At 61.8% G+C, this 12,127-nt stretch carries 10 protein-coding genes; 5 read left to right on the top strand and 5 right to left on the bottom strand.

Annotated elements, in window-relative coordinates; translation table 11 throughout:
• The first annotated feature begins 215 nt into the window (after positions 1–215).
• From colR to C1X29_RS18520, 5 genes are all read left to right on the top strand, one after another.
• Entirely contained in the window at positions 216–899 is a 684-nt protein-coding gene (gene colR, locus C1X29_RS18540; protein ID WP_007953224.1) for a two-component system response regulator ColR, read from the top strand.
• On the top strand, positions 889–2,163 hold the full coding sequence (locus tag C1X29_RS18535; protein ID WP_085745264.1) for a HAMP domain-containing sensor histidine kinase: 1,275 nt from the start codon (positions 889–891) through the stop codon (positions 2,161–2,163). The genes colR and C1X29_RS18535 overlap by 11 nt, the downstream gene beginning before the upstream one ends.
• 162 nt (positions 2,164–2,325) lie before the next feature.
• Positions 2,326–2,994: a class I SAM-dependent methyltransferase gene (locus C1X29_RS18530; protein WP_085745263.1), complete on the top strand. Its 669-nt coding sequence runs from the start codon at positions 2,326–2,328 to the stop codon at positions 2,992–2,994.
• Between the two features lie 4 nt (positions 2,995–2,998).
• Positions 2,999–3,712, top strand: a complete 714-nt coding sequence (locus C1X29_RS18525) for a lipopolysaccharide kinase InaA family protein (protein WP_102718066.1) — start codon at positions 2,999–3,001, stop codon at positions 3,710–3,712.
• 2 nt (positions 3,713–3,714) lie between these two features.
• Positions 3,715–3,942 (top strand): hypothetical protein, encoded by a 228-nt coding sequence (locus C1X29_RS18520; RefSeq protein ID WP_011335717.1) that lies wholly within the window; start codon positions 3,715–3,717, stop codon positions 3,940–3,942.
• Positions 3,943–4,026: 84 nt separating this feature from the next.
• On the opposite strand, the gene C1X29_RS18515 is transcribed toward C1X29_RS18520, so the two are convergent.
• The 5 genes from C1X29_RS18515 to C1X29_RS18495 all read right to left on the bottom strand — a co-directional run bounded on the left by C1X29_RS18515 (position 4,027) and on the right by C1X29_RS18495 (position 11,999).
• Positions 4,027–7,056, bottom strand: a complete 3,030-nt coding sequence (locus C1X29_RS18515; RefSeq protein ID WP_102718065.1) for a multidrug efflux RND transporter permease subunit — start codon at positions 7,054–7,056, stop codon at positions 4,027–4,029.
• Positions 7,057–7,069: 13 nt separating this feature from the next.
• The gene (locus C1X29_RS18510) at positions 7,070–8,218 is read right to left on the bottom strand and encodes an efflux RND transporter periplasmic adaptor subunit (protein ID WP_085610855.1); all 1,149 of its coding nucleotides are present in this window, start codon (positions 8,216–8,218) and stop codon (positions 7,070–7,072) included.
• 147 nt (positions 8,219–8,365) lie between these two features.
• Positions 8,366–9,466 carry a DUF1513 domain-containing protein gene (locus C1X29_RS18505; protein WP_102718064.1) on the bottom strand — a complete coding sequence of 367 codons (1,101 nt, stop codon included), beginning with the start codon at positions 9,464–9,466 and terminating at the stop codon, positions 8,366–8,368.
• A 14-nt stretch (positions 9,467–9,480) separates the two neighbouring features.
• Positions 9,481–10,545 (bottom strand): imelysin family protein, encoded by a 1,065-nt coding sequence (locus tag C1X29_RS18500; protein ID WP_007953243.1) that lies wholly within the window; start codon positions 10,543–10,545, stop codon positions 9,481–9,483.
• Positions 10,546–10,571: 26 nt separating this feature from the next.
• Entirely contained in the window at positions 10,572–11,999 is a 1,428-nt protein-coding gene (locus tag C1X29_RS18495; protein ID WP_085745258.1) for a di-heme oxidoredictase family protein, read from the bottom strand.
• Positions 12,000–12,127: the final 128 nt, after the last annotated feature.

Below are 12,127 nucleotides of genomic sequence, written 5' to 3'. Positions count from 1 at the left end.
AATTCCTTCATCGGTAAGGTCTTCAAAGAAGCACAACCGTGTGAGTCTGCGCCCGGTTCTGTCGGCGATTTGTCGGTCGCTCGTGAAAAACTCGTCAAGTCCGGCGATCCGTGCAATTAAGTCAAATCAACCCACTCGGTGCCTAGCCGTGAGCCACACTTGGCCGTAAGCTGCGCGGGCCAAGACGGCCGCTACTGTGTACGTAGGAGGTGCCCATGCGAATTCTATTGGTCGAAGACAACCGCGATATCCTGGCCAATCTGGCCGATTACCTGGGGCTCAAAGGCTATACCGTCGATTGCGCCCAGGACGGTCTGTCGGGCCTGCATCTGGCCGCCACCGAGCATTACGACCTGATCGTGCTCGACATCATGCTGCCAGGCATCGACGGCTACACCCTGTGCAAGCGCCTGCGCGAAGACGCCCGTCGCGATACGCCGGTAATCATGCTCACCGCTCGCGATCAGCTCGATGACCGCTTGCAGGGCTTCAAGTCCGGAGCCGACGATTATCTGGTCAAGCCGTTCGCGCTGTCGGAACTGGCGGCGCGGGTCGAAGCGGTGATGCGTCGCACCCAGGGCGGCGGTCGTCGGGCCCTGCAGGTCGGCGATCTGAGCTACGACCTCGATACCCTAGAAGTGACCCGCGAAGGCAAACTGCTCAAGCTCAATCCGGTCGGCCTCAAACTGCTGGCGGTGCTGATGCAAAAGAGCCCGCATGTTTTGCGTCGGGAAATTCTCGAAGAAGCGCTGTGGGGCGATGACTGTCCGGACAGCGACAGCCTGCGCAGCCATGTCCACCAATTGCGCCAGGTGATCGACAAACCATTCGCCAAGCCACTGCTGCACACCGTGCACGGCGTGGGTTACCGCCTGGCCGAGGGCCGCGATGGAGTTTAAGCAAAGCCTTGCCCAGCGGATCATCATCGCCTTTGCGCTGATGAGTGCGCTGGTGGCCGGGGCGTTTGCCATGGGCATCGTCGCGACCGTGCACCTGGTCGAGGAAAAACTGATTTCCGCCGGGTTGGGCGGGGATCTGCAACGCCTGCTGCTGATGGACAACGTCTCGGACTGGAGCCATCGGCCGGAGCCGGATCAACTGTTCTACTTCAGCGGCGGGCCGGGCGACTTCGAGCTGCCCAAGGACCTGCGACACCTGGATTCGGGGTTCCATGAAGTCTTTCGCGAGCAGCTGTCGTACCACGCGATGGTCGAGGTGGTCGACGGTCGCCGCTACGTGCTGCTGCAGGATCAAAGCGATTTTGAAGAACGCGAGCGCGTGCTGTTCGCCGTGGTGCTGGTGGGCTTCGTGCTCAGTCTGGCGCTGGCGGTGTTCCTTGGCTGGGTGCTGGCGCGCAAAGTGATGGCCCCGGTGGTGCGTCTTGCCCGCCAGGTGCGCCATCGCGACCAGTTGCTCGGGCTGGCACCTCCACTGGCGCCGGACTATGCGGCTGACGAGGTGGGCGAACTGGCAGTGGCGTTCGATGCCACGCTTGGGCGCCTGCGTCAGGCGCTGACGCGGGAGCGCCTGTTCACCAGCGACGTCAGCCACGAATTGCGTACACCGCTGATGGTATTGGCCAGCTCCTGTGAACTGCTGCTGGAAAATCCGGGCATCGATCAGCGCGGCAAGGCCCAGGTTCAGCGCATTGCGCGGGCCAGTGAAGAGATGCGTGAGCTGGTGCAGACCTTCCTGATGCTCGCTCGCGCCCAGCGTGAAGACGCAGGCGCGGCGCCCCAGCATAACCTCTCGCAAGTGGCCGACAGTTTGCTTTGCCTGTGGCGAGAACCCATCGAATCCAAGGGCTTGCAGCTGATTTTCGAGCCGGGCAATCCGCCCGACACCTGTTATAACGCGACGCTGCTCAATGCGGTGATGGGCAACTTGCTGCGCAATGCCTTGCACTACACCGAGCAGGGGTTCATTCGCCTGACGCTCAACGAGAACGGTTTCGTGGTCGAGGATTCGGGCGTAGGCATTCCCGAGGAAAAACGCGAGGCGATGTTCCAGCCTTTTGTACGCGGAAACGAAAAACGCGGCGAAGGGCTGGGGTTGGGTCTTTCACTGGTTCAACGCATCTGCGAGAACCAGGGCTGGAGCGTCACGTTGAGCACGATGGAGCCCAATGGCTGCCGTTTCGAGGTCGATCTGGGCAAGCGCTGAAGATCAGCCGGTCGACCAGGGTACTCCCGCCAACCTGTCTAATTCCTGTATAACCTTGAAATAGATTGCCGATTTACATGACGTTTTTTTCACAAAGGGATGACCTGACGCTGACACGCCGCTGCTTAAGGTGGCGTCATCAGTAATTCAGGAGTCCTGGTGATGGCCGGCCCGATCAAGCTCGATTTTTCCGAAAAGTACGACGATAAACATGCGCAGAAATACCTGCGCAAGCACCAGGACGGTCTGGGACGTCGTTTGTCCAACTGGCGGGATCAGCAGATGGCCCGCAAGGCGCTGACCCTGGTCGGTGAGCCGGGGCTGGTACTCGACCTGCCGTGCGGTGCGGGGCGTTTCTGGCCGATGCTCGCGGAAAAACCCAACCGGGTGATCATCGGGGCGGACAATTCCGAGTCGATGATCAAGACCGCCATGCAGGCACAACCGGCGGATGTGGTGAAACGGGTACAACCCTTGCACACATCTGCGTTCGACATTGCCTTGCCCGATAACGCCGTCGACAGCATTTTTTGCATGCGACTGCTGCATCACATCGGCGAAGCCGAGCACCGCCGGGCGATTCTGCGCGAATTCGAGCGCGTCACTCGCGACAGCGTGATCATTTCGCTGTGGGTCGACGGCAATTTCAAGTCCTGGAAACGCAAGCGCGCCGAGCGCACGCGTGGGCAGGAAGGTTACCAGAACCGGTTTGTGTTACCGGCCGCTACAGTTGAAAAGGAATTTGAAGACGCGGGGTTCCGGATCCAGGAACAACTGGACTTTATTCCGCTCTATGCCATGTGGCGAGTCTACGTATTACGCAAGAGGTAACAGGATGGCAGTGCAATTTGCAGCAGAAGCGGAAGTCGCTCCCGAGGATCGCTTCGACTACTACTGGAACCAGCGTGGCGAATGGGTGGAAGAACCCAATGTGCGCCGTGGTGGCGAAAGTGGTGTGCAACGGGTCATGGGGCGCGATGGCCAGCTGCTGTATGCCAAACGCCAGACCGGACATATCTATCGCAGCTGGCAGCACCCGTTCGGCCGACCGACCGTATTGCGTGAGCTCGATGCGCTGACGGGCGTTGCCAAGCTCGGCGTTCGAGTCCCCGAAATCGTGTTCTGCGGTGCCCAGCCCGATTCGCAATTCAAATGGCGAGCGCTGTTGGTGACCAAATCCCTCGATGGCTTTCAGGAGCTTGAGCATTGGGAAGCCGGCGGCGGTCGCGAGCAATATGGCGAAGCTGTCTATGAGCGCGTGCTCAAGGATCTCGCCGAAAATCTCGCGCGCATGCACAAGGGCCGTTGGCAGCACAGCTGCATCTACATCAAGCACGTATTTGTGCGGGTGACGGGCGAAGGTGAGTCGGTCAAGGTCGAAGTCGCCCTGATCGATCTGGAAAAGTGCCGTCAGCGATTGACCGCTTATCGCGCAGCCGCCCATGACATGAAGCAATTGCGTCGCCACTCGTCGTTCAGCGCAACGGACTGGAAAAAACTCGTCTACTTTTATGAGACGGCGTTTGGCAGCGCTATCAAAGGTTTATAGCGATGAAACTAGAAATTGCACGAGGTTTGTTTCTGGTAGGAGCCTTGGCAGTTGCATCATTGGCGGTGGCGGCCTGGGAACAGCCACGCATGCAGGTGATCGGTGCCTCGGCGAGCGATCCGCATTGCCCGATGCCACGGGTGGCGAAAGCCGCCGTGGCCACTCAGCCGGACCATGATCTGTTGCTGTTCATGTTCGGACTCTCTCAAGGAATGAGGCCGCAGAGTTGAATCGATTGAAATCTCTTTCTAGAAGAGCCAAAGGCCTCGCTGATGCGAGGCCTTTTTTATTGGGTCATGGCTTTTTTTACTGCGTCATGCCTTGGGATCGGGTTTCGCCAGCACGGTGTAAACGCACGGCAGGACAAACAGCGTGAACAACGTCCCGATCGACATCCCGGTGGCAATCACCGTCCCGATGTCGAAACGGCTGACCGCACCGGCGCCGGTGGCCACGATCAGCGGCACCATGCCGAAGACCATCGCCGCCGTGGTCATCAACACCGGGCGCAGGCGAATCGCTGCCGCTTCCTCCACTGCCTCGCGGGGTGTCAGGCCCTTCTCCTTGCGTAACTGGTTGGCGAACTCGACGATCAGGATCCCGTGCTTGCTGATCAGCCCGATCAGCGTCACCAGCCCGACCTGGGTGTAGATGTTCATGCTCGACCAGCCGAGGAACAGCGGAATCAGCGCTCCGCAGATCGACAACGGCACGGTCACCAGAATCACTAGTGGATCGCGGAAGCTCTCGAACTGCGCCGCCAGCACCAGGAAAATGATCGCCAGCGCCAAGGCGAACGTCACCCACAGAGCGCTGCCTTCCTGGACGAACTGCCGGGAGGCGCCGCCGTAATCGAAGGCAAAACCGGCCGGGGCTTCTTCCCGGGCTATCTGCAACACGCTGTCGATGGCTTCGCCCATGCTCACCAGCGGGAACCCGGACAGCTTGGCCGCGTTGAGTTGCTGGAACTGGTTGAGCTGTCGCGGTCGTGCGCGGTCGGTCACGGTGATCAGGGTCGACAGCGGCAGCAGTTCGCCCTGGGTGTTTTTCACGTAGTAATTGTTCAGCCAGTCCGGGTTGTCGCGGTAGGCCCGTTCGACCTGGGCGATGACCTTGTAGCTGCGGCCTTCGATGGTGAACCGGTTGATCTCGGCTTCGCCGAGCAAGGTCGCGAGGGTGCCGCCCAGATCCTGCATCGACACGCCCATCTGCGCAGCCTTGGCGCGGTCGATGTCGACCACCACTTCGGGTTTGTCGAAAGCCAGGTCGAGGTCGACGAAGGCGAACTTGCCCGATTCCATGGCGCGCTTCTTGATCCGGTCGGCCACTTGCAGCAACAGCTCGTAGTCGTTGGCGGTGTTGATCACAAACTCGAACGGCAGGCCTTCACCGGTGCCAGGCAGGGACGGCAGGTTGAAGCCGAAGATCTGCAGGCCCGGAATGCCCTCGAGTTTGCCCTGTACCTCGGGGAGGATTTCCATTTGCGTGCGGCTGCGCTCGTTCCACGGTTTGAGCAGGAAACCGCCGATGCCGCTCTGCACCCCGTTGTAGCCGTTGATCTGGAACGAGGAGTAGTACTCCGGAAACTCCTTGAAGATCTTGATGAACTCGTCGGTGTAGGTGTTCAGGTAATCGAGGTTGGTCGGTTGCGGCGCGTTGGCCATCATGAAGATGATGCCCTGATCCTCGTCCGGTGCCAGTTCCGATTTGGTGAACTTGAGCAGCACCGGAATCAGGCACAGCACGATCACCGCGAACACCAGCACCACCGGCCGGGTATTGAGCGTGCCGTGCAGCATGCTTTGATAGCGACGCTTGAGGCTGTCGAAAATCCGGTCGAGGCGGTGGGCCAGGCCCGTGGGATTTTCGTCATGGCGCAGCAGCATGGCGCACATCATCGGCGACAGGGTCAGGGCGACGACGCCGGAAATCACCACCGCCCCGGCCAGGGTCAACGCAAACTCCTTGAACAGTGCCCCCGTCAGTCCGGTGAGAAAACCGATCGGTGCATACACCGCCGCCAAGGTGATGGTCATCGACACCACCGGCATGGCGATTTCCCGTGCGCCCTCGAGCGCGGCGTCCAGCGGTGTCTTGCCTTCCTCGATGTGTCGGTGGATGTTTTCCACCACCACAATCGCGTCGTCCACCACCAGCCCGATGGCCAGCACCATCGCCAGCAGGGTCAGCAGGTTGATCGAGTAGCCCATCATCTGCATGAAGAACATCACGCCGATCATCGACAGCGGAATGGTCACCACCGGAATGACCACTGAACGCAGGGCACCGAGGAACAGGAACACCACCACGATCACGATCAGCACCGCCTCGAACAGGGTTTTCACCACTTCGTCGATGGAGGCCTGGATGAACAGCGTGGCGTCGTAGGCGATCTCGCTCTTGAGGTTGGGCGGCAGCTGGGCTTCCAGCTCCGGCATGATCTTGCGCACTTCCTTGATCACTTCCAGCGGGTTGGCCCCGGGTGTGGCCTTGATCCCGATATACACCGAAGGCGTGCCGCCGAACGAACTGATCGAGTTGTAGTTTTCCGCGCCCATTTCGACCCGTGCCACATCGCTGAGCAGCACCCGGCTGTCACCGCTGACCTTGAGCGGGATCTTGCCGAAGGCTTCGGCGGACTTCAGTTCGGTGTTGGCGTTGATGCTGGTGACCACGTACTCGCCTTTCACTTCGCCAGCGGCGGAGAGAAAGTTGTACTGGCGCACCGCGTTGGTCACGTCGCTGGCGCTGAGGCCGAAGCCGGCGAGTTTCACCGGGTCGATCCACAGGCGCATGGCGAACACCTGGTTGCCGAGAATCTCTGCCTCGGCCATGCCCGGCAGGGTCGCCAGTTTCGGCTGGATCACCCGTGAGAGGTAGTCGGTGATCTGCGGGTTGTTCAGCTCCTTGCTGAAGAAGCTGATGTACATCAGCGCCGAGGCGTCGGCGGCTTCCTTGCTCAGCACCGGATCTTCGGCGTCCTGAGGCAACTTGTTCTTCACCTCGTTGGCCTTGGCCAGCAGTTCGGTGAACAAGCGGTCGCTGTTGGAGCCGATGCGCGCGTAGATCGAAATCACCGAGAAGTTCTGGCGACTGACCGAAGTCATGTAGTCGATGCCCTCGGCGCTGGCCAGGCTCTGTTGCATCGGCTGGGTGATGTAGCCCTGGATGGTTTCGGCGTTGGCCCCGGGGTACGCGGTGGTCACCGTGATCAGGGCGTTTTCCATTTGCGGGTACTGGCGCAGCGGCAGCTTGCTCCAGGCCTGGAAGCCCAGCAGCACAATCAGCAGGCTGACCACGGTGGCGAGCACCGGGCGGCGGATGAACGGATCGGTAAAAGCCATGGGGTTTCCTTGATCAGTCGGCGCGGGGCGGACTGTTCTGCTCGCCGAGGGTCTTGTCGTCGCTGATGGCAATGTGGGCGCCGTTGTCCAGTTTGATCTGGCCGGCCGTCACCACCTGTTCGCCGCTCTGCACGCCCTTGTTGATCATCACCTGGCCATCGCGGCGTTCGCCGGTCTCGACGAACCGACGCTCGGCGATCAGCACCGGTTGGCCCTTGTCGTCTTTTTCGACGGTGCCATCTTCGGCTTTCTTCTGGGTGACCACGTACGTCGAGTTGCCGTAGAGGGTGTAGGTGATCGCGCTTTCCGGGACCACGATGTGTTTCTGCGGATCCGGCAGCAGCACTTCGACGCTGGTGAACATGCCCGGCAGCAACTTGCCATCGGGGTTGGCCAGGGTGGCGCGCACCAGAATGTTGCGAGTGGTGCTTTCGACGATCGGGTTGATGGCGCTGATGGCGCCGGTGAAATGCTGGCCGGGATACGCCGCGACCGTGATCTGTACCGGTTGACCGATAGCCAGTTTCGGCACCGATTGTTCGGGCACGTAGAAATCGGCGTAGAGGCTGCTCAGGTCCTGCAGGGTGGCGATCTTGGTGCCGCTGGCGAGGTAGTCGCCGATGTCGACGAGGCGGATGCCGATGGTGCCGCTGAAGGGCGCGACGATGCGTTTTTTCGCCAGCGCCGCATTGAGCTGATTGACCGTGGCCTTGTTCTTTTGCAACTGCGCCGAGAGCCGGTCGAATTCGCCTTTGGAGATGGCGCTGCTGCCGACGAGTTGACTGCCGCGACCGTAATCCAGCTGCGCGAGGCCGAGATCGGCCTTGGCGGTTTCGAGGAAGGCGGCTTCGACGGCGCTGTCCAGTTGCAGCAACGGCTGGCCGGCCTTGACCTTCTGCCCCGATTCGAACTTCAGCTCGGTGACGGTGCCGGCGTTCTCCAGGCTCAGGTCGACGCCTTGCAGCGCTTTCAGCGTGCCGACGGTGGGCAGACGCATCTGCCACGGGCGCTCGACGGCGGTGGCCACGGCGACGCTGATCGGCGGCTTCGGTTTGGAAAAGCCCTGGATCATCGTATAGATCGAGAAGGCCTTGTAACCGGCGAGAAGCAGAACGATCAGCAGTACAACACCCAACATGATCAGCATGCGGCGACGCAGCATATTTCCAGTTCCTTGGAGAAAATCAGGCGAGACAGGCGGGCACATTACCCCGAGTCCGGCAGGGATTCCAACTGCCAGTTTTTACCGGGTGTTAGGGAAGAAGGTCGAGGAAAGCGGGACCGCCGACCGAGCGGTCGGCGGCGAATTTCAGGCCATCAGATGAAGATGGTTGTCCCAGAGCCCTGCGGGCAAATCCAGCGGCTTGGCCAGCAGATCGTCCTGGCGGCAATCGTAGTATCGGCAGCGTCCCTGACCGGAGGTCACGACAAACCCGTCCTTCACCGCACCGACGCCGGCGCAGTCGGGCAACGGTGCGTCGAGGCGCACTTCGCCGCTGTCCAGATCCCAGATGAAGAAACGGTTGCCGCGCGGTGCGGTCAGTGCCACCAGACGCAGGTCGCTGTGCACGGCGACGCTGGCGGTGTAATGACCCATCGACTGCAACTGATGCTCCGGCACCGGGAACGCCACGAAAGGCTGGCCCGGTCGCTTGATCGCCAGCAGCTCCGAGCGCTCGTGGGAAGGCCCCATGAATTGCTGGCCGGCAACGATGGTGCCGTCGCTGGCGATCCCCAGGTGCCGCACGCTGTTCATCTGCTGGGCGAGGGTTTCCTTGCTCAGCAGGGTGCCATCGCGCTGCATCAGCACCAGGCTTGGCTCCATGGCGTCGAGGTTCATGTCGACCCGGCTTTCGGCCTCGGTGCGGATCCCGCCGTTAGCCACCACCAGGGTTTCACCGTCGGGCATCCACGACACCTGATGCGGGCCGAGACCGTGGGTGGAAAGCTCGCCGCTGTGCACCAGCCGTTCGCCTTCGAACTTGTACACCCCGAGCAGACCACGGCCCGGATCGGTGGTGTCGTTTTCGGTGGCGTACAGGTAATCGCCGCTGTGGTGGATCACCGCGTGGCCGTAGAAATGCCGGTTCGGCTGCGACGTCACGGTTTGCAGCAATGCACCGTTGCGCAGATCGATCAGGTAGCTCTCGGTGCCCGGCCGGCGGGCAACGAACAGCGCGATCGGCAGCGTCGGGTGATTGATGATGTCGTGGCAGCGATGGCCGACTTCGGTGGCAAACACCTGGGTGCCGTCCAGCCGATAACCGACGGCGTAATGCTTGCCGTCGGTGTCGTCCCGCGCCGACAACAGCAGCGGGCTTTGGTCCTTGCGTTTGAACAGCGTCCAGCCGCCCAGTGTCACTGCTCCCAGCAGCAAACTACCTAAAGTCAGAGCCTGGCGTCGCAGCATGGCACGTGCCCTCATCAGTCACCGTCGTTGGCGTTGAAGCCCAGTTGGATGCCCAGCGCCTTGGCCAGCTCGCCTTCGTGCAGGCGGTGGACGACGTTGAGGCTGTCGTAGATGTCGTTGAGCTGCTGGCGACCGGCGTCATCGTTGAGCATTTCGGTCAGCGAGCGCTGAGTGCTGCCGAACAGTTTGAGCGACGCCGCGTAAGCTGCATCGATCTTGTCCGCCAGCGGCTTTTGCTCAGCCGGCAGCAGGCCGCGCAGGCCTTTGTTGTCGACGCCTTCCCAGACGGTTTTGGCCGCTGCGAGGCTGGCTTCCAGCGACTCCATCGACGACTGGCTGCGCCATGCATCGGCCTGGAACGGCTGTGGTACGCCCTTGCTCTGACGGCCCATCGGCGTGCCGAGTTTTTTCTTCAGGGTGTCGAGGGCGGTGACCTGTACCCGCAGCAGATCGGCGATCGCTTCGTGGGAGTCGGCGTAGCGCTGGTTCGGGAACTTGCTCATCTGCGCGAGCATGCCGTCGGTGTTGTTCCAGCTGCTGAGAATCTCTTCGGCCAGTTGTTTCTGACGCTCGCCGATGGCCACCAGCAGTGGGCAGTACTTGGCTTTCTGCGCGTCGTTGGCGACGTCAGGTTTGGCGTCGAACAGGATGTACTCGTAAGCGGACAGGCCTTGAACCACGACGCTGGACTTGGCCAGTGCGGCGGCATCGATCTGCGGCTGCGCGGTGACCAGTTGCTCGACCTGACGGCCGACCAGGTTTTTCTTGTCCGGCCAGAACTGCACCTGCCACGAACGGTTGCCTTCGGCCAGCGGGCCGATCAACAGCGGTTGCAACTCGGCCCAGGCTTTCTGCGCGTGCAGGAAGTCGGCACGGGCGGTGTCCAGCGACTCTTTGCCCTGGCAGTAAGCGAGGGCGCTGACGGCCAGTTGCTTGTCGGCTTCGACCCAGCGGGTGTAGGTCGGCAGGATCACCGATTTGGCGATGGCCGCCGAGGTGACGGCTTGCGGATCCTGCGGCGAGCACGCGCCGAGGGCCAGTGCGGCAAGGCTGGTGAACAACAGCTTGGGACGGAACATGTCGGGCTCCCGATTCTTTTAAGTGTTTAAAGTGAGTTCAAGAACGCCAGCAGCGCGGCACGCTGCTCGGCGTTGAAAGACAAAACCTGTTGCTGCGCCGCCTTCGCTTCGCCGCCGTGCCAGAGCACGGCTTCGAGCAGGTTGCGGGCGCGGCCGTCATGCAGAAACTGGGTGTGGCCGCTGACCGCCTGCGTCAGGCCGATACCCCACAGCGGCGGGGTGCGCCAGTCGCGGCCGGAGGCCTGGAATTCGGTGCGGTTGTCCGCCAGGCCTTCGCCCATGTCGTGCAGCAGCAGATCGCTGTACGGGCGAATCACTTGATTGGCCAGTTCAGGTTCGGCCGCGTTGGCGGCGGTGGTGTATTTCGGTGTGTGACAGGACTGGCAACCCGCCTGGAAGAACAGATTCTTGCCGGCCAGCACTTGCGCATCGTTGACCCCACGGCGGGCGGGAACGGCAAGGTTGCGGCTGTAGAACAGCACCAGGCGCAGGATGTTGTCGCTGACTTCCGGTTCGCCGTCCGGGCCATTGCCGTTCGGTGCCTGTTTGCAGGCGGTTTGCGCGTCGGTGCAGTCATCAAACGGTCTCAGGCTGGTGGTGAGGCCCATATCACCAGAAAACGCGTGAACATTTTGTTGATTGAGGTTCGGCTGGCCGGCTTTCCAGCCAAATCGCCCCATGACGGTCTTTTGCTGCTCATCGTCCCAGACCCGGTTTGGCCGGCCGTTGATGCCGTTGTTCTCTTTGGCCTGCGCGGCGGCGTTGGCGAGGATCGCTTCTTCCGGGATCGCTTCGAGCAGGCCCAGGCCGATCATCGGCGGTGCAACGCGGGCCGAGAAACGTGTGTCCGGGTGCATCGGGCCGTAGCCGAGCTGGGTGATCTGCAGGACCGGTTTACGCAGCTCGACCTCGGTGCCGTCCTTGAAGCGGACCGGCACCGGCGTGTAATCGACCCGCACCTTGCCTTCCGGCGCGACGCCGGGGACGGCCATGTCCTGGAACTGGCCGCCATAGACTGGCTCCGGCACCACGCCCACTTGCTCGATGACCTTGGCATAGGCCGGCGCATCGGGAATCGACAGGCGTACCAGCATCGACACCGCGTTGGCCGCATCCGGCGTCGGCGGATGGCCGCGGCCGTCCTTGATATGGCAGTTCTGGCAGGCGTTGGTGTTGAACAGCGGGCCGAGGCCATCGCGGGCCGTGGTGGTCGATGGCGCGATCACCCACGGGCTGCGAAAGAAGCTGTTGCCGACGCTGAAGTCCACCCGCCGCGAAGGCGGCAGGTTGGCCGACGGCAGGGAAAACGCGTTCTGATCGCTCTTGCGCACGGTCGCCGCGCCGCCGGAACGGGCCTCACCCGGCTCGGCCTTGGTGAAACGCGGGGCGTCATCGCAGGCACTCAGGCCCAGGGCCAGAAACAGTGCGGACAAGCGAAGAGGCAGCGAGGGCATCAGACTTCCTGCAAGAGGGGCGAATTTAAAGGCGCAAAGTCTAACAGGGCGAGGGGGTTTGAATAAGAGGAATTATCGTTTGCTTGATGCACGTCAGGTCAGCCAGAACGAAAAAGGCGACCCGAAGG

This window comes from Pseudomonas sp. GW456-12-10-14-LB2, assembly GCF_002884345.1.
Taxonomy (GTDB): Bacteria; Pseudomonadota; Gammaproteobacteria; order Pseudomonadales; family Pseudomonadaceae; genus Aquipseudomonas; species Aquipseudomonas paraglycinae.
Note: the sequence above shows the minus strand (reverse complement) of the source record. Positions and strands in the feature narration are given on the sequence as shown.

Excerpts from the sequence above, each read along its gene's own strand:
- C1X29_RS18495 (WP_085745258.1), bottom strand. The coding sequence starts at position 11,999 with ATGCCCTCGCTGCCTCTTCGCTTGTCCGCACTGTTTCTGGCCCTGGGC.
- C1X29_RS18505 (WP_102718064.1), bottom strand. The coding sequence starts at position 9,466 with ATGCTGCGACGCCAGGCTCTGACTTTAGGTAGTTTGCTGCTGGGAGCA.
- C1X29_RS18515 (WP_102718065.1), bottom strand. The coding sequence starts at position 7,056 with ATGGCTTTTACCGATCCGTTCATCCGCCGCCCGGTGCTCGCCACCGTG.
- C1X29_RS18520 (WP_011335717.1), top strand. The coding sequence starts at position 3,715 with ATGAAACTAGAAATTGCACGAGGTTTGTTTCTGGTAGGAGCCTTGGCA.
- C1X29_RS18535 (WP_085745264.1), top strand. The coding sequence starts at position 889 with ATGGAGTTTAAGCAAAGCCTTGCCCAGCGGATCATCATCGCCTTTGCG.
- C1X29_RS18530 (WP_085745263.1), top strand. The coding sequence starts at position 2,326 with ATGGCCGGCCCGATCAAGCTCGATTTTTCCGAAAAGTACGACGATAAA.
- colR (WP_007953224.1), top strand. The coding sequence starts at position 216 with ATGCGAATTCTATTGGTCGAAGACAACCGCGATATCCTGGCCAATCTG.
- C1X29_RS18500 (WP_007953243.1), bottom strand. The coding sequence starts at position 10,545 with ATGTTCCGTCCCAAGCTGTTGTTCACCAGCCTTGCCGCACTGGCCCTC.
- C1X29_RS18510 (WP_085610855.1), bottom strand. The coding sequence starts at position 8,218 with ATGCTGCGTCGCCGCATGCTGATCATGTTGGGTGTTGTACTGCTGATC.
- C1X29_RS18525 (WP_102718066.1), top strand. The coding sequence starts at position 2,999 with ATGGCAGTGCAATTTGCAGCAGAAGCGGAAGTCGCTCCCGAGGATCGC.